The sequence below is a fragment of the uncultured Granulicatella sp. genome (assembly GCF_963515615.1).
Classification (GTDB): Bacteria; Bacillota; Bacilli; order Lactobacillales; family Aerococcaceae; genus Granulicatella.
In genome coordinates this window covers 1-22,031 of sequence record NZ_CAUPZT010000026.1, presented here as the reverse complement: position 1 = coordinate 22,031, position 22,031 = coordinate 1, and the positions used below count along the sequence as shown (strand labels likewise).

Below are 22,031 nucleotides of genomic sequence, written 5' to 3'. Positions count from 1 at the left end.
CCCACAAGTTGTATTGACACTGGTTCGTGTCACAAATGTTTGTGTTTCTTAGAAAGCGCAAATATTTTTTTAAGCAGATAAGTTGAAAATGATTTCAAATATGATATGATAAAAGAAAATTTAATAAAACCAAAACATTTGGGGTGCCAATTGGCTGAGATTATACCCATTGAACCTGATCTGGATAGTACCAGCGAAGGGAAATGTGGAATGTTACATATAGTAATGTTTTCTAATGATTTGTTTGTTCAATATTAAAGATAGTTTTTTTAGGCTATTTTGATGTTGAACTCAAAGATTTAGTTTCCATTGCTTCTGTTAATAATGTTAGTGAATGTGCCTCCTTTTGTTTTGAAAACGAAGGGAGTTTTTTTATGGAAAAATGGAGTTTGAAAGATGTCATTTTAATGGCATTATTAGCGTTTCTTTTTGGGGGCGTATTTATGGGAGCAGGGTTTTTGTATGTCGCATTAGAAGTGGCATTAACGCCTGGAGGGTATCAACCTTTTGCAAATGAAATTTTATTTGGATTATGGACGATGGCTGCTCCAATGATTGGAATACTATTGAAGAAGAAAGGAAGTTCGACTCTTGGAGAAATGTTAGCTGCTTTAGCAGAAATGTTAATGGGTTCTCATTTTGGAGTTGGAGTTTTAGTTTCTGGTTTTGTTCAAGGTTTAGGTACTGAAGCTGGATTTTTTGCAACGGGTTATAAGAGATATGATACTTTCTCTCTTACATTAGGTGCGATTGGTACAGTTGTCTTTAGTTTTATTTATGAGTATTTCAAATTAGGATATGGCGCTTATTCTTTAGGATTTTTAGTTGCATTAATCGTTGTTCGTTTTATTTCTGTTTTTGTTTTCGGTGTAGTATTTGTAAAAATTGTAATGAACTTATTAGAAAAAGTAAAAGCTACAAGAGGAAATTGATCAATGAATGGTATCACTTTAGAAGATGTGAGCGTTTGGCAAGGGAAAACTAACATTCTTCAACATCTCCATTGCAAACTAGAAATGGGCGAATTCATTTTATTAACAGGAGATACGGGAAGTGGAAAGTCAACTCTATTTCAATTTTTATCGGGCATTAAACCGATGACTTTTGAAGGACAGTGTTACTTGTTAGGAAAAGATATTTCTGCCATGACACCTGTAGAAAGAGCAACCATTGCGGGAACTGTATTTCAAAAAGCTTATCGTCAATTTACGATGAAAAATTTAAGGAGTGAATTAACGTTTACTCTTGAAAATTTAGGGTTTAATTATGAACAAATTCAAAAGCGAATTCATCACGTTACGATGGATACAGTAACGCAACATTTATTAGATCGTCCTTTTGTTCAATTATCTGGAGGGGAGCAACAACGTTCTGCGATAGCTGTTTTATTAGCAATGGATGTTCCAATTTTATTATTAGATGAGCCATTTGCTAGTGTGGATGAGAAAAGTAGACGTTCCTTAATGAAATTATTATTTGAACTTTCTCAAAAAGGAAAATTAGTTATTGTCAGTGATCATGATACGAATGGCTACAGCGAATATGTTAGTCAGGTATTGCATATTCAAGAAGGAAGTTTACAGACTCTTCCGATTACAACATTATCGAATCATTCCGTTATTTCGTTAGAAAAAGAAGGGGCTTCTACAGAGAATTTTTTCACCTTTCAAAATGTCGTAAAAGAAGGGTTATGGTCAATTCCACAGTTTTCGTTAGAAAAAGGAATTACGACTTTAACAGGAGATAATGGTGTTGGAAAATCCACGTTACTTAGAGCAATGGTTCAATTATCAACAGTAAAAGGCCATTTCTTGTATGAAGGGGAAAAAATAACAAAGAGAAATTTCTCAAAATTTTTAACATTAACCGTTCAAGAAGCAATGCATCAATTTGTCACCTTAATGCCAAAGGATGAATTGAATTTTGGGATGAAACGATTTTCTCATGCTCAAGATTGGCAAGAACGAATCCTCTCAGAAACACCATTAGGTTCAAAACTGGATACTAGTCTGATGTATTTAAGTGGAGGAGAACAAAAATTGATTCAGCTAATCTGTATGCTAAGTTTAGAAATTCCTTTTTTATTATTGGATGAACCTTTTACAGGATTAGATAAAAGAAGTTGTCAGATAATAGGAGAATGGATGAAGTGGAATCAACAAAAACATGATCAACAATTATTAGTCGTTTCTCATCGATTAGCCCCTTTAGAAGGTGTAAGTCAACATCATATTCAAATCAGTGAGCAGACATTACAAAAAGGGGGAATTCAACATGGAAAAACAGTCTAAAAGTTTAGCTTTTTCTCTTTTTCTAATCATAGTAACGATTGAATTATCGTTTGTTCCTTCAAATGTCTTGAATAGTTTTGTATTAGTTGTTGGATTCTTGTATCTGCTTTGGAAGAAGCAGTGGGGCGTTATTGGTGCTACAATCTTTGTTCCATTATTTCCAGCAATTGGTAGTTATTGGTCGATTCGTGTTCAAGGAATTCATCTAGAGCTTGCTTCAGTGATGTTTACAAGAACATTTGCATTTGCTTTATTAGGATTTTTATTGGCATTTAGTGTGGATTTGGAAGAATTATTATTAGTTCTGGAACAAAAAGGACTGCCACCTCATTTTGTCTATGGCTTATTAGTCATTATTCATGCTTTTCCATATATTCGTAGGGAAGTTGTGCAAATGAAAGAAGCGAGTCAATTAAGAGGTCGTCCCTTACATTTTTGGTCAAGCTTGTATTATATCAAAGTCATTTTTACAGCTTATCACTTACAAGAGCAATATGAACAAGCAATGATTAGCCATGGATTTGATGAAAAAGGAAAACGAACACCATCGATTATTTGGAAAAATGATGGTAAAGCTCTGGGATGGATGATTTTATTATTTGTAGTAGGAAATAGTATTGGATGGTTATGGAGGTAGGAAAATGACATTTACAGAAAAAGCCATGGAAGTTTCTAAACGTTATTGGCAAGGAAGTTTTGAACATCCATTTGTAACGGGATTACAAGATGGGACATTGGGGGATTCGATATTTCGTTATTATTTATTACAAGATCGTTATTATTTAGAACATTTTAGTAAATTATATCAAATCATTTCAGATGCATCAGATGATGCAGAAGTGAAAGAATTAATGCGTAGAAATTCGCAACATTTAGCACAAGGAGAACAATTAATTCGAGAAGAATTTTTTCAAGAATTAGGCATTGATGAAGAAGAAATCAAAAATACACCGATTGCTCCAACTTCTTATAATTATGTATCACATTTATATCGACAACTAGCAGAAAAAAATGTCGTTGTAGCCTGTGCAGGAATGTTGCCTTGTCCTTGGCTATATCAAGCCATTGGAGAGCAATTAATCAAGCAAGGTTCACCTTATGAAATGTATCAACGATGGATTATGACCTATTCGGGTGAAGATAGTAAAGAAGCGGTTCAATATGAATGTGGTGTTATTGAACGTTTGTATGAAGAAGCAACAGATGAAATAAAAGAAGAAATGATAGAAGCATTTTATCGTAGTTGCCAATTTGAGTACCTATTTTGGGAAATGGCATATATACACGAAACATGGAAATTAGAAGGTTAGGAAGGTTAGAAAAATGAGTAGAAATAAAAAAATTATGTTTTTAGCAATGATGGTAGCGTTAGATGTGGTTTTATCCCCATTAATGCGTATTGAAGGAATGGCACCAATGTCTAGTACAATTAATGTCATTGCAGCAATGCTAATGGGACCAGTATATGGAGTTGCAATGGCATTTTTAACAGCGATTCTTCGGATGACTTTATTAGCAATTCCACCTTTAGCATTAACTGGTGCAGTATTTGGAGCGTTATTAGCAGGGATTGGAGCAAGAATGACTAAGAACATCTATGGAGCGATGATTGGTGAATTTATTGGAACAGGATTAATTGGTTCCTTATTATCTTATCCTGTAATGGTTTGGTTTACTGGAACAACAACTGGTTTATTCTGGTTTGTTTATACACCACGTTTTTGTGGAGGAGCAATTATTGGTTCAACGATTGCTTGGTTAGTTTGGACAAAATTAAAAAACGTATCAACTATCCAACGTATTCAAAAATTATTTGCACCAACTAAGGAATGTCCATTATGCAAAAAGTTTTAGAAAATATTTTCCCATTACAACGTCCTCTGATTCATTGCATCACAAATGGGATTACAAAAGAGTTAGTGGCAAATGCATTATTATATGTAGGGGCAAAACCAATTATGGCTGAAGATGAACGAGAAATTGAATCAGTTATTCAAGTATCATCTGCCGTATTACTAAATATTGGACATTTAACAGAGCAAAAAGAAGCTTGCATTATAAAAGCCGTAAAACTTGCGAATAAGGCTCAAAAGCCACTTGTCGTAGATGCTGTTGGAATAGTTGGACTATCCAATCGTCTTGCTTTAGTACAACATTTATTAGACATAGGCGTTACCGTTGTGAAGGGAAATATTTCAGAAATGAGACGACTAGCTGGACTAAAGAGTAGTGCCAAAGGAGTCGATAGTGCTAAAGAAGACCAAAGTACAATGGAATTAAAAGAATTAGCTCACGCATTAAGAAAGGTGGCTAAAATTTATCCTCAAACTGTTTTTCTAGCAACGGGAGAACAAGACTTAGTCATTACTGATTCAAACTGTATTTGCCTAAAAAATGGAGTAGATTCTTTAGAATTATTTACAGGTACAGGAGATGTAGTGGGAGCTTTAATTGCGGGCCTTTTAGGAAGTGGAATTGAACCACTAGAAGCTACAATTGGAGCGATTACTTATTTTAATGTATGTGGAGAAAAAGCAAGCAAGGTACTCCAGCAAGGAATGGAAAGTTTTCGAATCGAAACTTGTAATCAACTATCAAAATTGTACCAAGAAAATTGGCAAGAAATGTTAAAAATGGAGGACTGGACAAATGAAGAAGTTAAATAAAACTTTAGCCCTTTATTTAGTAACGGCACGTTATGATTGGAAAGAGGAAGACTTCTTGAAAAAAGTAGAAGAAGCTTGTAGGTCAGGTGTGACTCTTGTGCAATTAAGAGAAAAAGAATGTAGTACAAGGGAATATTATGAATTAGCTCATAAAGTTAAGACTATCACAGATAGATATCAAATTCCTTTAATTATTGATGATCGAGTGGATATTTGTTTAGCCGTTGATGCTAGTGGTGTTCATATTGGAGCAGATGAATTACCTGTTGAAGTAGTTCGAAAATTGATAGGAGAAGACAAGATTCTAGGAGTTACAGCTAAAACTGTTGAACGAGCTTTGGAAGCAGAACAAAATGGAGCAGATTATTTAGGAGTAGGAGCCATTTATCCAACGACGACAAAAGTCATTACTCAACCAACGTCTATTGAGACTCTTCGTGAAATTGCCACAACAGTATCGATTCCTATTGTAGCCATTGGTGGTATTAAAGAAGACAATATGGAACCTTTAAAAGGAACGGGAATTGCAGGAGTAGCCATTGTTAGCGAGATTATGAAATCTGAAAATATTCGAGAAAAATGTTACTGTTTAAGAAAGAAAGTAACGGAAATTTTAGGAGGGGAAGCAAATGAGTAATGAAACCATTCAAGTAGTGACCATTGCTGGATCTGATTCAGGAGGAGGAGCAGGAGCTCAAGCAGATTTAAAAACATTTCAAGCTCGACAAGTTTTTGGGATGAGTATTTTTGTAGCTTTAACAGCGCAAAATACTTTAGGAGTACAAGCAGTTCATGAAATACCTAGTGCATTTATTGATGCGCAATTTCAATCATTGGCAAGTGATTTTCATATTCGTGCAGCAAAAACAGGAATGTTAGCAGACAGTCGAGTTGTTCGCACTGTAGTAGAAAATTATAAAAAAGTAAATTTTGGTCCATTAATTGTGGATCCTGTCATGATTGCTAAAGGCGGACATCCATTATTACAACCAGAAGCGATTGAAACGATTAAAAAAGAATTATTACCAATTGCCACAGTTTGTACACCAAATTTACCAGAAGCAGAAGAATTAATTGGTAAGAAAATCTTAACAGAAAAAGATATGATGCAATCTGCAGCTATTTTACAAAATCTTGGAGTGAAAAATGTCATTATTAAGGGCGGACATGGAACACTGGATATTGTAAAAGACTTTATCTTACTAGAAGATGGAACAGCATTTTGGACAGAAGCTAAACGAATTCAAACAGCTTCTACCCATGGAACAGGTGATACATTCTCCGCTTGTATTACAGCTGAATTAGCAAAAGGACAGCCTTTGAAAGAAAGCATTATTACAGCTCGCAAATTTATTCAAGGTGCAATTGCTCAACCAATCTATGTAGGACATGGACACGGCCCAACAAATCACTGGGCGAAGTTGGATGACAGTGTTCGAGTAATTGAAGCGTAAGAAAATAGGAATATGACTTTTCGATGTAGGAGAAGATGACAGTATGTTTTGTCATTAGTTTTACTATTGGAGAGTTGTATTCTTTTTTTAGTGAGTTATCGATAATTGAAAATGAAATAAAAAAACAGGTGACATACTAGACTTCTAGACTTACAATATAAAATATAAAGGAGATGAGTATTATGGTACGCAATAAAAAATGGTTTTACGGATTTATTCTACTCTTCTTAGGGAATACACTTTTGTTAAGGTCAACAGAGTTTTCTATAATACTGTCAATTATAATGATACTATTAGGCCATTTATTCATTATACTGATTGGAAAAGAACAGTTTGGTTTGAAAAAAATTATTAAAAGTAATATTGTGATTGCGTTAGTTTTTACAATATATTATTTTGTTTTCAATCAAATGCAATTAGGTTTGCTCCATAATATTTTCATTGCAATAATAGTGTATGTTTCGTTTTGGTATTTAAGTCGGGAAAAATAATAACAAGACACCTAAAAATCCCAGTTTGTATAACTGAATATAACGATTTGAGAAACAGTAAATCAAAATAGGTTTGCTGTTTTTTGTTAGGCAAATTTCCAAAATTTACAAAACATGGAATTTCTCCTAAATTCTATTGAAACCTACAAAAACGAATATTAGAGTCTTTAAATTCACTTATTAAAGATACTGATATGATGGTCTTGTATGAATGTTTTGTGGGATTAGTTTAGTATCTGATGTATTGTTATGATTGATGAAGAAAATTAGAGAGAAGAATTCTTTCGTTTTGATAATATAAAAAGTAATTCTTTATGAATTTCATTTAGAAAATCTGAAATAAGTTGAATGACAGCCTGTGATAATACAGGAACTGTATTTCCAATTTGTTTATAGACTTTATCGATTCTAGCGTTTTCTGAAATAAGCTTCCCATTTTTCCCTACTTTAGAACCTTTACTAAATTCAAACCAATTAGGAAAAGTTTGAATACGTTGGACTTCTTTAATGGATAAACTCCTATTTGTTCCATGAAAAATCCATTTATTTTGTTCAATTTTTTCCATAGGTAATCCTCCGGGGTGTTGTGGAGTTTGCCGTCCACTAGCTTGAATAGTAAAACTTTGTTCATCCCAATGTTTCTTTCTATTTCGGCTCATATAAATGATGCTATAAGATCTTTTAAAATATTCTCCAGGATCATTTTCTAAATCCTCAATTGCTTCTTTTAAAGTTATAAATGGTTCTTTTTGCTCATATAAGTTTAATTCATTTGGACCTCCATGAGTAGATTTAGGTAATTTATATTTAAAACCGTATTTCTTTTCAATTTTTCTTTATGAACTCCTATTAGAAACACCGGTTTATGTGCTTGAGGAACACCATAATCTCTAGCATTCAAAAGGAAGCAGTGACTGTATATCCAGCACTTGCAAAATCATTTAAAGCGCATGGTACAAGTCGTGAGATGACGACAGCTTTATTTTTACTCAGAAGTGTCGAAATAGGCATCTCAGTTGGTGATTTAGATTTGCTCACAATCGTCATGGTACTTGATATGTGGACAGAAAAGCTAATGATGATGTGAAGTATCAACGTGTTGCTGGTCAGAGTGAGTTTGATAGGTTTTAGAAATTGATGTTTGATGGTATAATTAAAGCATAAAATCAGAGGTGGAGGCTATAAAGTGAAATTCATAAAAAATTTACTCATATCTATATTTTGTACTATGCTTATACTATTTTTTAAACTTGATGATTTTTTAATAAATTGGTTACATATAAATGAATTTTCGTTTTACGTTAAAATTGGTAGTATTTTCATAGTTTATTTAGTATTATTTCTACTGTTGTGCATTTTAATTGATATATTTTATGTTCAAATTATTGTTTCGTTTGAATTAAAAATTGAAACATTACTGTCCAAAAAAATTTTAGTCAAGCAAAAGTGGAAAAGATTAATTATTTTTGTAATTAGGACTAGTTACGCCATAAATAAGCTTTTTTATAAATATAGACCGGGGATAGTTAGATATGCTTACAGCAAAGGGAATGATATCTGGGTTTGTATTACAAAAAATACTATTAGTGAAAAATTTGTGAGTTTATTAAAAGTTCTTTTTAATCCAATTTTTATTGTAATAATTTTGTTAGTAGCAAAGAAGTTAATGTTTATTGATGTTAATTTCAAAGTAATTGAAGAAATAATAAATAAATTTTTAACAATTAAAGTTGATGTGAAGAGTATTTTCTCAAGTATGCCGTTGATTGTTGCATTACTAACCTTAATACCATTTGTATTTTTCTTTTATTTTTATAGTGATAAAGCAGAAGTAAGAAAATTAGTTGAAGAATCAGAACAGGAAAAAAGAAAAAATGAAGTAATATTTCTTAAATTACTATTAACAGAAATATGGTCTGCGATATATGAAATTTCAGAGAATTTAGAATATGTTACTGAGCACCAAGAATTAGTGGTTGATTTAATTTTAAATAGTAAATTAAGTAATTTTAGTAAATTTAATGATAGATTTAGCAGGGATTTAATAACTAGAACAGTAGATCATTATCCATTCAAAGAGATAGAAGGCCTAGATAGAATAAGCCATTTAATAAATGAAAATAAAGATAAAAGAATGATTTTTGCTTGGAAGTATGAAATTAAAGAATTAAAAAATAATTTTTATCAATTAGAAAATGAATGTATTTCTAACAAAGTATTTTATACTAAAAAAGGTATGAAATTAACAATAGAAGAAAAAGAAAAAAATAAAACTAACTGCTATGATGAAAAATGCTATGCTGAACAAAGAGAATATGAAAAAGAAATAATTGCAAATCAATTGTATAATGCTTACGAATTACTTTATAAAATGTATCGTTTTTGTATTTTTGTTGACAGTATTTTATATCAATCTAATAATGAAAAAATTGTAAAAAAAATATTTTCTAAAACCAAATAGTCATCTAATGAAGCTATTCAGACACTTACAGCTAGTAGGTGTTTTTTTATACCCATTTTTAAGGAAAGGAGGCATGCTTGTGGCAAATCGAATTAAAGGAATCACGGTTGAAATTTTTGGAGATACGACTGGTCTTGATAAGGCGTTAAAAGGTGTGAACACCAATATTCGTAATACGCAATCTGCTTTAAAAGATGTAAACCGGTTATTAAAACTCGATCCAACCAATGCTGAATTATTGGCGAGAGTGTACAATATTTTGTGTAAATACAAAAAGAGTATAAAAAAAGAAGCCACTAGTTGTATAATTAAGCTACCAACAAAAATTAACAAAGGAGTGACTTCTAAATGGATTTTAACACAGAATTGACAAAAAGACTATTACAAGGTGACAATATTAATCACTTATTAAAAGGTGCGATTGAAAATGCTATTAATTAATTACTTCAAGCTGAATTAATAGAGTATTTAAACTACCCTAAATATTCTTTAGAGGGATATAACACTGGGAATTCCAGAAACGGTGGCTATAATCGTAAAATTTATTCAGATTATGGTGTTTTAAATATCCATATTCCACGAGATCGTAACGGAGAATTCGAACAAAAAATCATACAAGTTTATAAAAGAAATTCAGAAAAATTAGAAGATGTTATTATTAAACTTTATTCTAAAGGCTTTACTAACCGTGAAATTGCTGAGTGTATCGAAGATATTTATGATCATCATTACAGCCCTACTACAGTAACAAATATCACAAAACAAGTTGAGAACTCTGTTGAAGAATTTCATCAAAGAAAAGTTCAATCTCGTTATGCAGTGATTTATGCTGATGCAACGTATGTTAATTTAAGAAGAGATACGGTTCAAAAGGAAGCTGTTCACTTTTTAGTTGGAATTACTCCAGAAGGAAATAAAGAAATTCTTGATTATGCAATCTACCCTACTGAATCTCCTGAATACTATAAAGAAATGTTGGAATCATTGAAACGAAGAGGATTATAAGAAGTTTTACTATTTATTACAGATGGACTTAGTGGCATTAAGACTGCTCTTTTAAGCGTGTTTTCTAACGCAAAATATCAAACTTGTTGGGTTCATTTAATCCGACAACTACAAAAGAAGGTAAGAGTTGAAGATAAAAGAGAATTAGTAGATTCACTTAAGAGAGTTTATCAATCAGACAGTAAAGAAGATGCAGAGAAAAAATTAAACGAATTTCTAGAAAACATACACAAACGTTATCCTAAAGTTTGTGCAAGTATTGATTCAGTTTATGAAGATTTTTTAGTCTTTTTTGACTTTCCTAAAGAAATTCGTCAAAGTATTTATACGACTAATTTAATTGAAAGCCTCAATAAGCAACTAAAAAATGATTGAAAGCAAAGGAACAGTTCCAGCAGTGGATAGTTTAGATTGTTACCTAGGTGTATTTTGTATTGAACAAAATGAATTATCTAAAGAAAGAATTCATAGAGGATTTGGATTAGCGTCTTGTGACCTGCACGAAAAATTCGAAATCCAATAATATTTGCTTTTCTACGAAAAGCAAATATTATTGGATTGATAGCTTGATTGACAACTAGTGGAGTTTACACAAAATTCTTGACACTGCCGGAGATTATTTCCATTTATTGAAACTTCTTATACTGTTCCTTCAACGCTTCTTCGAATTTCGAAGTTGGGTCTGGGTGGAAGTATTGTGTATGTTTGAGTGTATCTGGTAAGTATTGTTGTTTTACCCAGTGATTTGGATAGTTGTGTGAGTATTGGTAATTCGTTCCTCGTCCTAGTTTTTGGGCTCCTTGATAGTGTGCATCTTGTAAGTGGGAAGGGATGTTTCCTGATTTCCCTTGTCTGACATCTGAGAGTGCTGCATCAATGGAGAGAATTGCTGTGTTTGATTTAGGGGAGAGGGCTAATTCAATCACTGCATTGGCAAGTGGGATTCTTGCTTCGGGTAAGCCGAGTTTTTCGGCAGCTTGTACGGCTAATACAGCTCGACTGGCTCCTGCTGGATTTGCTAATCCGATATCTTCATAAGCGATGACTAATAATCGTCTAATTAATGTAATAAGTTCGCCTGCTTCTATGAGCCTTGCCATATAGTGAAGTGCTGCATCTACGTCACTTCCTCGAATCGATTTTTGGAAAGCGGAGATGACATCATAATGTTGATCTCCGTTTTTATCATGTGCGAACACTTTTCTTTGTAGACAGTTTCCTGCGATTTCTTCTGTAATAATAATTTTTCCATCTTCATTTTCCGGAGTAGATTTCACAGCTAATTCTAAAGCGTTGAGTGAACTTCTCACATCTCCATTTGAAAAATGGGTGAAGGTGTGCATTGCTCCGTCTTCGACTTCTACATTATATTGTCCTAATCCCTTTGTTTCATCTGTTAGTGCACGGTTGAGTGCTTGATGAATTTCTTCTGGTGTAAGTGGGATCAGTTCGAAAATTTGTGTTCTACTGCGAATCGCTGGGTTAATGGCTATATAAGGATTTTCAGTAGTGGCTCCTATTAAAATAACACGTCCATTTTCTAAGTGTGGAAGAAGAAAATCTTGTTTTGGTTTGTCTAAGCGGTGAATTTCATCTAGTAATAGGATAACTGTTCCACTCATTTTTGCTTCTTCAATGACAATTTGTAATTCTTTTTTTGTATCAGTGGCGGCATTTAATGTTCGAAAGGCATACTTTGTTGTTCCTGCAATGGCACTGGCAATACTTGTTTTTCCAATTCCAGGAGGGCCATATAAAATCATGGAAGAGAGTTGTTTAGCGGCAATCATTCGAGCGATTATTTTTCCAGGTGCTACTAAATGTTGTTGTCCGACAACTTCTTCTAAGCAAGTGGGTCTCATTCGGTAGGCTAATGGTTGATTTTTCATAATTCTCCTCACTTTCTGTCCTATCTATTGTAGCATAGTTTAAATACTTATGTGAGTCAAAAATATTTACCTTATTTTGAAAAATATACTATACTAGTAAGAGTAGAAAATGATAGATGTAAAATTTTATCCAAAAGAAAGGACGATATCGTTGCATTATTTAGATTATGCTGCCACTACACCAGTTGTAGAGGAAGTGAAACAGGCAATTTTTGAAGAAATGGCATTTTTTGGTAATCCTTCTAGTGTTTACCAAATTGGGCGTACTCAAAAGCAAAAGATTCAAGCTGTTAAAAAAGAGATATTACAAGAATTACATGCTGCTACGAATGCTTCCATTATTTTTACCGGTTCTGGTTCAGAAGCGAATAATTTAGTGTTTGAATCGATTTGTCAGCACTTTGCAGAAGAAAAAGGAGAAATTATTATTTCAGGAATCGAGCATCCATCCGTTAAAAAATCTGCTGGCTATGCTGAACAATTAGGATTCACGATTATTCAGTTAGTTCCTGATGAGTCAGGTTGTATTTCTGTGAAACAAGTGGAAGAAGCTTTAACGGAGAAGACACGTTTAGTATCGATTATGACCGTTAATAATGAAACTGGAGTGTATCAACCGATTCAAGAAATCGGTGAGTTATTAGTGGAACATCCTGCTTATTTCCATACAGATGCAGTTCAGGCATTTGCTCAAGAAGAAATGGATGTAGCGACTTCTCATATTGATTATTTATCTGCTTCAGGGCATAAAATTCATGCGCCAAAAGGAATTGGATTTTTATATAAGAAAAAATCTGCACCGATTTATGCACTGATTAAAGGTGGAGGACAAGAACAAGGGTGGAGAGCAGGAACTGAAAATGTTCCATATATTGTTGGTTTTCAAAAAGCTCTTGCACTAGCGATTCAAACTAGAAATGAGAAGAAGAATAGATATATTAAATTATCAGAGTATTTACAAGAACAATTAATAACTCGTAACATTCCTTTTGAAATCAATGGGGATACATCAAAAAAGAGCCCTCATATTTGTAATGTATGGTTAAAAGGTATTCCTGCCAGTCAAACATTAATTATGTGTGATTTGCATCAAGTAGCTGTTTCAGCGGGTTCTGCTTGTTCTGCAGGAAGTTTAGAGCCTAGTCCTGTATTATCACTCATGTTTCCTCAGAATAAAAATAGAGTAGTAGAATCTGTTCGTTTGTCCTTTGGAGGAGAAACGACTACGGAAGATATTGATGCATTTATTTCCTCAATATCCTCGATTAAACGTCCATAGTATGCTAAACTAGAAGAAAGTGATGAAAGGAAGTGTTCATATGGCATTTACTCAAACAGCAACATTAAAAAATTCAAATCATGTTTATCAAGTATCTCCAACGGTAAAAGGATATACATTAAGAGATAACGGATTTGTCGAAACAAAATCTGGTAATTTTCAATTAATTCGCAGTTTAGATGACTTAGTAGTCGGACATCGTGGATTAAAATTAAAAGTTTCCGTTGATAAAGCAATGAAATTATTAAAAATTTCAACAACAACAAAAGATGGTCTACAAACTGTTCAATTATATGGAAATGAAAAAAATGCATATGCGATTGAGAAATTAGAATTTATTCTTGAAGGTTTAGTAGAACGTGGTGTATTAGAAGAAATATAAAAAACGAGGCAGAGTTTACTCTGTCTCGTTTCTATAGATAGCACGGGAAGGTATTCCGATCACTAGTGTTGATCTTCTTCGTGAGGGAGTGGCTTAAACTGCGCCACGAAGCTTAAAGTATCGCCAAAATAAAGATTTTCGCCTGGGATCTCATAGAGCTCCTGCATGCGTTTGCTCAAAGAGTAAGGAAGATTCGTAGAATCTTTTTCATACTTCGTTAAAGTATCTTTATTAATTTTTAGGTATTTGGCGGCTTCTAAGAGTGTCAAATTACGATTAACCCGTGCTGCTCGTAAAGATATTATCATACACTTATGCCCCCCTTTTACCAATAACAATTGTAGTGAAAATAAAATTATTTGTCAAATGGGTAAAGGGCTATAATTCCTACCGTTATCGCTTTTAAGAAGATTTTGAGTAAATTTTTTTGAAAAAAATTTTAGAAAGTGATATAAAATTGATACAGCGACCTTCAAATCGTTAAAACAGAGAAAAATTAGAAATGATGGTGATTGAATGAATAAGGAAAATATCCGAGTAATTGTCGGTATGAGTGGTGGAGTTGATTCTTCTGTAACTGCTCTTTTATTAAAACAAGCTGGCTATGATGTCATCGGTATCTTTATGAAGAACTGGGATGATACAGATGAAAATGGTGTATGTACTGCTACAGAAGATTATAAAGATGTAGCAGCTGTTGCAGAACAAATTGGGATTCCATATTATTCTGTGAATTTTGAAAAGGAATATTGGGATCGTGTATTTGAATATTTCTTAAAAGAATATCGTTTAGGCAGAACTCCTAATCCGGATGTGATGTGTAATAAGGAAGTAAAATTCCAAGCGTTCTTAGATTATGCTCTTCAATTAGGAGCAGACTATGTAGCAATGGGGCATTATGCTCGTGTGGAAAAAGATGAGAATGGTGTAGTTTGTTTATTACGTGGAGTTGATAATAATAAAGACCAAACATATTTCTTAAGTCAATTGAATCAACAACAATTATCAAAAGCGATGTTCCCAATTGGACATTTAGAGAAAAAAGAAGTCCGTAAAATTGCAGAAGAATTTGACTTAGCAACTGCTAAGAAAAAAGATTCAACTGGTGTATGTTTTATTGGAGAGAGAAACTTCAATGAATTCTTATCTCATTATTTACCAGCTAAACCTGGTAAAATGGTCACATTAGATGGAGAAGTTAAAGGAGACCATGCTGGATTAATGTATTACACGATTGGTCAACGTCAAGGCTTAGGAATTGGTGGTGGTGGTAAGACAAATGATCCATGGTTTGTAGTCGGAAAAGATTTAAGTACGAATACATTATATGTTGGACAAGGTTTCCATCATCCTAACCTATACTCTGATTCATTATTTGCGACAGATTTGCAATTTAATACAGATGAAGAAAAAGCCAATGAATTTGAATGTACTGCCAAATTCAGATATCGTCAACAAGATACAAAAGTGCGTGTTGTATTCCAAGAAGACGACAAGACAAAAGCTATGGTATACTTTGAAGAGCCAGTACGTGCGATTACACCTGGACAAGCAGTTGTATTTTATGATGGAGATATCTGCTTAGGTGGAGGCATTATTGATAAAGCTTACATGGAAGGAAATGAACGTCAATACGTTTAAAATAGATAGAAAAGAGGAAAGTCATGAGTGAAGAATACATTGTAGGAGAAGTTTTAGCGACATTTTTTGAAAATCCGCAAAATTTTTACAAAGTATTATTAATTCGAGTACAAGAAAGTAGTGTTCAACTAGACTCAGATGAGATTGTTGTGACGGGAATTATTGGCACCATTCATGATAATTCCCCCTATCGTTTTAATGGGAAAGTCGTTTCGCATCCAAAATATGGACAACAGTTTTCCGTCTTAAGTTATCAACAACATCAACCTACTGGAAAAAAAGGTCTTATTGCATATTTTTCTAGTGGACGATTTCCAGGAATTGGAGAAAAAACTGCTGAAAAAATTGTAGACTGCTTAGGTGAAAATGCGATTGAGCAAATTATTCAAGATGAGAACTGCTTAAAAAATGTACCAGGATTATCGACAAAGAAATGCGAGAGTATTCGTAGTATTATTATCGAAAACCAAGGGACAGAACGTATTTTATTTGAATTAACCAATATGGGCTTTACTCCAGTATTTGCCCAGAAAATTATGATGCTCTATAAAGAGAAAACAATGGATATTATTAAAGAAGATCCATATGTGTTATTACAGTCCATTGAAGGACTTGGCTTTAGAAGAATTGATGCGATTGCGCAACAATTAGATATCGCTGCAGATAATTTATACCGTATTAAAGGTGCTGTTTATGTAGTAGTAAGAGATTTATCTTATCAAGAAGGGCATACGTATTTAATCGATAAAGAAGTAGTTCTTGCAGCTCAAAAATTATTGGAGCAAACTCGTTCATTTTTAATTGAACCCGATCAAATCGTCAATGCGTTAAATGAATTAATCCGAGAAGGAATCATTATTTCTGAAGAAAATCATTTATCATTAGCTTCTTTATATTATGCGGAAATTGGTATTGTGAATGCGATTCATCATCGTTTGGAATTGTCTAAGAAATCTCTGTATTCAGAAGAAGATATCGAAGAAGCGATTCAGCATGTTCAAAAGAAATTTGGCATCATCTATGATGAGTCTCAAAAACAAGCACTTATTAAAATAATGCAAGAATCCTTGTTCATTTTAACAGGAGGGCCTGGGACAGGGAAAACGACCATTATTAATGGTGTGGTAGAAATGTATCGCTATTTAGAAGAGATTGATGTAGATTCTGATGCGATTCAATTAGCAGCTCCAACAGGAAGAGCTGCGAAACGTATGAATGAGTTAACAGGAATAACAGCTTCTACCATTCACCGGTTGTTAGGTATTTCGGCAGAAGAAAATGTTGAATTAGAAAGTGACGATTCTGATGATACTCGTTCATTAAGTTGTGACTTCTTAATTATTGATGAGATGTCGATGGTTGATACTTGGCTAATGAATCGTTTGCTTCGTGCAACTCCTGCTAAAACGAAGATTTTATTTGTAGGAGATAAAAATCAATTACCATCTGTTGGACCAGGACAAGTGTTAACTGATTTTCTATTATCGAATAAGATTCCATCGATTGAATTAACGCATATTCATCGACAAAAAGATTCCTCAAGTATTGTGACATTAGCTCATTCGATTAAAGACGGGCATTTACCAATGGATTTTACTCAAAATCAACCAGATAGAACTTTTATTCCGTGCCGTTCAACTCAAATTCTAGATGTGATTGAACAAATTGTTGTGAAGGCGATTAAAAAAGGATATCAGAAAAAGGATATTCAAGTACTTGCTCCAATGTATAAAGGTGAAGCTGGTATTCATGAAATTAATAAAATGATGCAAAATATTTTAAATCCCAAAATTGGAAATTCCGTTCGAGAAATTGAATCATTTGACCGTGTTTTCCGTGTAGGAGATAAAGTATTGCAGTTAGTCAATGTCGCAGAAGAAAATATTTATAATGGGGATATTGGAGAAGTAACTGCGATTATATTTGCCAAAGAAAATGAAGATCAAGTCGATAAGTTATATGTTGCTTTTGATAATGTAGAGGTGGAATATAAACGAAATGACTTTATTCAATTGACGCATGCTTATTGTTGTTCGATTCATAAATCTCAAGGTAGTGAATTCCAAATGGTGATTTTACCAATGGTTGGTCAATATCAACGAATGTTGCAGAGAAATTTACTATACACGGCAGTAACAAGAAGTAAGAAATTCTTAATTATGTGTGGGCAATATGAAGCATTCCAAGAAGCAGCGAATCGTCAAAGTGCAAGACGTCAAACGTGCTTAAAAGATTTATTGCAAGGAAATAGCTTTGAAAGTTTCACCTTCGAGGAAGAGCCATCGATGGAAACTAATCTCAATAATCACACAGAAGAAAATCCATCCATAATTCTAACAACAGAAAAAGAGACAACTGATGATGTTTCATCCGATTCTAAGAAAAAAATGGAAGTTAGCACAGTAGAAGAAGTAAAGGAAACTTATCAAGTTACTTCTAAGAGTGTCCTTGAAAAAGAGACAAAATCGTATATTCTTACAATGGACTTAATTGAGTCTTTCAGTATTGATCCGATGATTGGAATGGAAGAATTAACACCATATGATTTTATGCCAAAATCATGATGAAATTAGAATTTTATAGTGTTATAACGAACACTTATTTCACATAATAGCAAATAGATATAACTCATTGTCTGTTTGTCATGTTATTAGTGAAATAAGTGTTTTTTATAAAATTTTTTATAAAAAAATGAGAATCAAACTAGTAATTTGTCCTTCTATTGTATACAATATAACCGAGGTGAAAATTTATGGAAAACCAAAAACATTTTTTAGTATCAGCAGATGCTGTTCCACCAGTGTTTTCTAAAGTGTTAAAAGCAAAAGAATTATTAGCAACAAATCAAGCAAAGGATGTAACCGAAGCGGTAAAATTAGTAGGAATTTCTCGTAGTGTATATTATAAATATTATCGAAAAGTTCAAGGATTTTCTTCTGTTACTTATGGTAGAAAAGCTTCTTTGAATATTCATATGAAAAATGAAAGAGGAACTTTATCGAAAACATTAGATTTATTTGCAAGTCATAATATGAATGTATTAACCATTTTCCAAGGATTAGCGATTCATAGTGTAGCTATTGTTCAATTAATGTTAGATATTTCTGAATCAACAACCGATTTATCTGCTATTTTAAAACAATTAGAGAAAATGGATAATATTATCGGTGTTGAATTACAAAATGTAGAGTAGGTCTAATGATGAAATTACAAACCAATAAAGGAAATCGATCAGTAAAAGCTATTTTATTTGATAAGGATGGTACTTTAACAAATATTGATAATATGTGGGTTGAACCAACAGAAATGGTCATCCGTAAAATTTTAAAGCCGTATATAAAAGAAAACTCAACCGTAACGATTGAACAAATGCTTGAATTATTAGGCATTGTTCAAGGTGAAATTATTCCGAATAGTGTCATTGCTTCAGGAACTGTTGAGGATATGTTAGATGAGATTGGAAAATATTTTCCGATTGATAAAGTTTCTTTATATAATGAAGTACTTGAAGATTTCAGACAATATTTATTAGCGCATCCAGATATGATTATTCCAATTGGAGATGTAGCTTTTTTAATTTCTGAATTAAAAAATAAAGGAATTCAAGTAGGAGTTGTGACAAATGATAGTTATATTCCTACGAAAACCATTTTTGAAATTTTAAATATTTGGCATTTATTTGATTTTGTTGCTACACCTGATAATTATCCACCAAAACCAGTCGCAGATTCTTTAATTGCAGCAAGTGAGGATTTAGGAGTGCCACTAGAAGATATCTTTTACGTTGGAGATTCCTATTTAGATATGGCATATGCCAAAAATTGTGGTGGGGGAATTGGTGTTTTAACGAGCGGTAGCGATGTTCAAAAAATGACAGATGAGTCAATTTTAGTATTAGATTCCGTAGAACAATTACTAGATTATATTAAAGGAGAGTGAATATGTACGAAACAAATCATACAAGTGAACGTTTGAAATTATTATTTAAAATTTTAATTCCAGTCTTAATTTATCAATTAGCGAATTTTTCTGCTCAATTCATTGATACAGTTATGACAGGACAATATCATGAAACTCATTTAGCAGGAGTTTCGATTGCAGGAAGCTTATACAATCCTTTTTTTACGTTATTAAATGGGGTTGTAGCAGCGCTAATTCCCATTGTTGGACAATTACTTGGAAAGAACGATAAAGAAGGTATCCAAAAAATTGTATTCCAGTTCATGTATATTGGAATATTATTAGCGGTTCTTTTATTTTGTATCGGCTTAATCGGATTGAATCCAGCATTAGATCAAATGCATTTAGAAGCTGAAGTATCCACGATTGCCAGAGACTATTTATTACTCTTATCGATTGGGTTTATTCCATTTTTACTCTTTAGTGTCATTCGATCCTTCATTGATGCCTTAGGATTAACAAGAGTATCGATGTTTCTAATGATTTTACTTGTCCCATTAAATATGTTCTTTAATTACTCATTAATTTATGGAAAATTTGGACTACCTGAACTAGGAGGTCCAGGGGCAGGTCTTGGAACGGCGATGGCATATTGGGTGTTATTAATGGTTGCCATTTTGGTAGTAAAAAAACATCCAAAGTTGAAATCTTATCATATATTAAGTTTTGAAAGACCGCATTTGCCATTATGGAAAGAGCCGTTTGCATTAGGGTTACCAATTGGGTTTAATGTATTTGGTGAAGTTGCTATTTTTGCATTAGTTGGTTTATTAATGGCAAAATTTGGTTCTCATGTCATTGCTTCACACCAAGCTGCGATGAATTTTTCATATTTGGCGTATGCCTTCCCAATGAGTATTTCTAATGCTTTAACCATCATTGTTTCTTATGAAATTGGTCAAAAAAATCAACAATCTGCAAAAGAATATATTCGTTTAGGAATTTCTACTTCCGTATTCATTGCATTACTTACATTAGTGTGGTTATATTTTAACCGTCCAATGATTGCTGGTTTATATGGAAGTTCAGAAAGTTTTATTCAATTGACAATGGTATTTTTATCCTATAGTTTATTATTCCAAATGTTTGATGCCGTTGCAGCACCAATTCAAGGAATATTACGTGGATATAAAGATGCAAAAATGCCATTTATTTTATGCTTATTAGGATTTTGGGTGATTGGTCTTCCGGTAGGGATTATGTTAGATTGGATGACCGATTTAGGCCCTTATGCTTATTGGATTGCATTAATTACAGGATTAATGGCAAACTGTTTCTTATTAATGTTACGATTAAGAAAAGTTCAAATAAAATTTGATAAAAGGGGATTAGTACATGGAAAATAAATCAATAGAAGTAGTCGAAGTTCAGGAAGAAATTGTAGTGAAAAAAACGGAACCGCCTTTAAAACTTTTAAGTAAACAAATGTTTAAACATTTATTAGTGTATACAGCTATTTTTATGGGGATTCTTTCTCTATTTGTTCTTAGTAGTGAACTAATTAAAATGGTGAAAACTGTGAGACCAGACTTTTTACCAATGGTAACAGAGACTTATCTGCAAAATTTATCTGACTTTGGTTATATTGTTGCAGTGATTGTTGGTATTACTATTTTTTACAAAAAACAACAGATGAATATGAAAGATACGATCTTTTATCGTCAAAAGAAGATGACATTGGAATATTTTGCAGTATTTACGATTATACTGTTTGGCTGCCAATTTATTTTTACTCAAAGCGCTCAATTATTCGAATTTTTCTTAAATCAAATTGGTTTAAGTACTAAAGGTGCGATTGAATCAGCCACAAGTGGTGATGATTCATTGATGATGGTGATTTATGCAGCGTTGGTAGGTCCTTTTGTAGAAGAATTATTAATTCGTGGTGGAGTTGTTTATCGATTAAAACATTATGGAAAAATTTTTAGTATTCTAATTTCTGCAATGGCTTTCGGATTATTCCATATGAATTTAATTCAAGGAGTTTTTGCTTTCTTTGTTGGGATATTGTTTGCGTATATTGCTCTGGAATATAGTTTCTTATGGGCAGTATTTTTCCATATACTAAATAATTTTGGATTTAGTTTATTAGTAGAAAGTGGTTTGCCTGCACTTTTAGGAATAGAATTAGCAGATACTGTAACGAATATGCTGTTAGTGATTACTAGTTGTATGTCTGTGATATTTTTTGGATTTTACCGTAAAGAAATTATATCATATATAAAAGCAAACAGAACTCCAAAAGGAACGTATTCTGTTGTGTTTACAACAATGTTTGTATGGATATATATTATCATTTGCTTATTAGTTGGGTTATTAGGGTTGCAACGATTATAAGATGGGAGAGATTCGATGAATACGATTTATTTAGAAGACTCAGTATATAAAACTTTACAACATCATCCGGAGGTGAAAGAGTTACTCATTGAGTTAGGATTTACACCTTTATCTCAGCCTCAGATGGTTCAAACAGTTGGAAGAATTACAAGCTTAAAAAAAGGATCTAAAATTG

24 protein-coding genes, 1 pseudogene and 1 riboswitch are annotated in these 22,031 nt (G+C 32.8%); of the genes and pseudogenes, 22 read left to right on the top strand and 3 right to left on the bottom strand.

Features of this window, described 5'->3' with window-relative positions:
- Positions 1-129 precede the first annotated feature (129 nt).
- Positions 130-219: riboswitch (TPP riboswitch) on the top strand.
- 155 nt (positions 220-374) lie between these two features.
- From RYL55_RS05610 to thiD, 8 genes are read left to right on the top strand one after another with little or no spacing between them, the layout of a single operon-like run.
- The gene (locus tag RYL55_RS05610; RefSeq protein ID WP_315007985.1) at positions 375-932 is read left to right on the top strand and encodes an ECF transporter S component; all 558 of its coding nucleotides are present in this window, start codon (positions 375-377) and stop codon (positions 930-932) included.
- A gap of 3 nt (positions 933-935) precedes the next feature.
- Positions 936-2,291 carry an ABC transporter ATP-binding protein gene (locus RYL55_RS05605; RefSeq protein WP_315007983.1) on the top strand — a complete coding sequence of 452 codons (1,356 nt, stop codon included), beginning with the start codon at positions 936-938 and terminating at the stop codon, positions 2,289-2,291.
- Positions 2,275-2,928: an energy-coupling factor transporter transmembrane component T gene (locus RYL55_RS05600; protein ID WP_315007981.1), complete on the top strand. Its 654-nt coding sequence runs from the start codon at positions 2,275-2,277 to the stop codon at positions 2,926-2,928. Before RYL55_RS05605 ends, RYL55_RS05600 begins: the two co-directional genes overlap by 17 nt.
- Positions 2,929-2,932: 4 nt before the next feature.
- The gene (gene tenA / locus RYL55_RS05595; RefSeq protein WP_315007980.1) at positions 2,933-3,601 is read left to right on the top strand and encodes a thiaminase II; all 669 of its coding nucleotides are present in this window, start codon (positions 2,933-2,935) and stop codon (positions 3,599-3,601) included.
- A 13-nt stretch (positions 3,602-3,614) separates the two neighbouring features.
- Positions 3,615-4,145 carry an energy coupling factor transporter S component ThiW gene (thiW, locus tag RYL55_RS05590; RefSeq protein ID WP_315007978.1) on the top strand — a complete coding sequence of 177 codons (531 nt, stop codon included), beginning with the start codon at positions 3,615-3,617 and terminating at the stop codon, positions 4,143-4,145.
- Positions 4,130-4,957 carry a hydroxyethylthiazole kinase gene (gene thiM, locus RYL55_RS05585; protein ID WP_315007976.1) on the top strand — a complete coding sequence of 276 codons (828 nt, stop codon included), beginning with the start codon at positions 4,130-4,132 and terminating at the stop codon, positions 4,955-4,957. The genes thiW and thiM overlap by 16 nt, the downstream gene beginning before the upstream one ends.
- Positions 4,941-5,594: a thiamine phosphate synthase gene (gene thiE / locus RYL55_RS05580; protein ID WP_315007975.1), complete on the top strand. Its 654-nt coding sequence runs from the start codon at positions 4,941-4,943 to the stop codon at positions 5,592-5,594. The genes thiM and thiE overlap by 17 nt, the downstream gene beginning before the upstream one ends.
- Entirely contained in the window at positions 5,587-6,411 is an 825-nt protein-coding gene (gene thiD, locus RYL55_RS05575; protein WP_315007973.1) for a bifunctional hydroxymethylpyrimidine kinase/phosphomethylpyrimidine kinase, read from the top strand. The genes thiE and thiD overlap by 8 nt, the downstream gene beginning before the upstream one ends.
- 757 nt (positions 6,412-7,168) lie before the next feature.
- Here the strand turns inward: thiD and RYL55_RS05570 are convergent.
- Positions 7,169-7,621, bottom strand: a complete 453-nt coding sequence (locus tag RYL55_RS05570; RefSeq protein WP_315007989.1) for a DNA cytosine methyltransferase — start codon at positions 7,619-7,621, stop codon at positions 7,169-7,171.
- Between the two features lie 191 nt (positions 7,622-7,812).
- On the opposite strand from RYL55_RS05570, the gene RYL55_RS05565 reads away from it, so the two are divergent.
- From RYL55_RS05565 to RYL55_RS05545, 5 genes and pseudogenes are all read left to right on the top strand, one after another.
- Positions 7,813-7,989 carry a hypothetical protein gene (locus RYL55_RS05565; protein ID WP_315007993.1) on the top strand — a complete coding sequence of 59 codons (177 nt, stop codon included), beginning with the start codon at positions 7,813-7,815 and terminating at the stop codon, positions 7,987-7,989.
- A gap of 99 nt (positions 7,990-8,088) precedes the next feature.
- Entirely contained in the window at positions 8,089-9,363 is a 1,275-nt protein-coding gene (locus tag RYL55_RS05560; protein WP_315007971.1) for a hypothetical protein, read from the top strand.
- A 79-nt stretch (positions 9,364-9,442) separates the two neighbouring features.
- Positions 9,443-9,733, top strand: a complete 291-nt coding sequence (locus RYL55_RS05555; protein ID WP_315007991.1) for a hypothetical protein — start codon at positions 9,443-9,445, stop codon at positions 9,731-9,733.
- Positions 9,734-9,816: 83 nt separating this feature from the next.
- Positions 9,817-10,743, top strand: a pseudogene (locus RYL55_RS05550) (IS256 family transposase); the annotation flags it as partial.
- Positions 10,736-10,891, top strand: coding sequence for a hypothetical protein (locus RYL55_RS05545; RefSeq protein ID WP_315007969.1), 156 nt, complete (start codon positions 10,736-10,738; stop codon positions 10,889-10,891). The pseudogene RYL55_RS05550 and the gene RYL55_RS05545, both read left to right, overlap by 8 nt.
- Before the next feature lie 103 nt (positions 10,892-10,994).
- Here RYL55_RS05545 and RYL55_RS05540 read toward each other — a convergent pair whose 3' ends face one another.
- Positions 10,995-12,257 (bottom strand): replication-associated recombination protein A, encoded by a 1,263-nt coding sequence (locus RYL55_RS05540; protein ID WP_315007967.1) that lies wholly within the window; start codon positions 12,255-12,257, stop codon positions 10,995-10,997.
- 109 nt (positions 12,258-12,366) lie between these two features.
- Between RYL55_RS05540 and RYL55_RS05535 the strand changes: the two genes are divergently transcribed.
- Complete coding sequence (locus RYL55_RS05535; protein WP_315007965.1) at positions 12,367-13,536, top strand: cysteine desulfurase family protein; 1,170 nt, start codon at positions 12,367-12,369, stop codon at positions 13,534-13,536.
- A gap of 40 nt (positions 13,537-13,576) precedes the next feature.
- A complete protein-coding gene (locus RYL55_RS05530) occupies positions 13,577-13,918 on the top strand; it encodes a cysteine desulfurase (RefSeq protein WP_314077341.1) in 342 nt (113 codons plus the stop codon).
- 62 nt (positions 13,919-13,980) lie between these two features.
- Here the strand turns inward: RYL55_RS05530 and RYL55_RS05525 are convergent, their stop codons facing one another.
- The gene (locus RYL55_RS05525) at positions 13,981-14,226 is read right to left on the bottom strand and encodes a helix-turn-helix transcriptional regulator (protein ID WP_314077342.1); all 246 of its coding nucleotides are present in this window, start codon (positions 14,224-14,226) and stop codon (positions 13,981-13,983) included.
- A 208-nt stretch (positions 14,227-14,434) separates the two neighbouring features.
- Between RYL55_RS05525 and mnmA the strand changes: the two genes are divergently transcribed.
- From mnmA to RYL55_RS05490, 7 genes are all read left to right on the top strand, one after another.
- Complete coding sequence (gene mnmA, locus RYL55_RS05520; RefSeq protein WP_315007962.1) at positions 14,435-15,559, top strand: tRNA 2-thiouridine(34) synthase MnmA; 1,125 nt, start codon at positions 14,435-14,437, stop codon at positions 15,557-15,559.
- 23 nt (positions 15,560-15,582) lie between these two features.
- Complete coding sequence (locus tag RYL55_RS05515; protein WP_315007960.1) at positions 15,583-18,123, top strand: ATP-dependent RecD-like DNA helicase; 2,541 nt, start codon at positions 15,583-15,585, stop codon at positions 18,121-18,123.
- A gap of 188 nt (positions 18,124-18,311) precedes the next feature.
- Positions 18,312-18,752 (top strand): ACT domain-containing protein, encoded by a 441-nt coding sequence (locus tag RYL55_RS05510; protein ID WP_314111005.1) that lies wholly within the window; start codon positions 18,312-18,314, stop codon positions 18,750-18,752.
- An 8-nt stretch (positions 18,753-18,760) separates the two neighbouring features.
- Positions 18,761-19,498, top strand: coding sequence for an HAD family hydrolase (locus RYL55_RS05505; RefSeq protein WP_315007957.1), 738 nt, complete (start codon positions 18,761-18,763; stop codon positions 19,496-19,498).
- 2 nt (positions 19,499-19,500) lie between these two features.
- The gene (locus RYL55_RS05500; protein ID WP_315007955.1) at positions 19,501-20,865 is read left to right on the top strand and encodes an MATE family efflux transporter; all 1,365 of its coding nucleotides are present in this window, start codon (positions 19,501-19,503) and stop codon (positions 20,863-20,865) included.
- On the top strand, positions 20,855-21,856 hold the full coding sequence (locus tag RYL55_RS05495; RefSeq protein WP_315007954.1) for a CPBP family intramembrane glutamic endopeptidase: 1,002 nt from the start codon (positions 20,855-20,857) through the stop codon (positions 21,854-21,856). The genes RYL55_RS05500 and RYL55_RS05495 overlap by 11 nt, the downstream gene beginning before the upstream one ends.
- Positions 21,857-21,871: 15 nt before the next feature.
- Positions 21,872-22,031 (top strand): DUF1858 domain-containing protein (locus RYL55_RS05490; protein WP_315007987.1); only part of this gene is annotated, 160 nt, incomplete at its 3' end.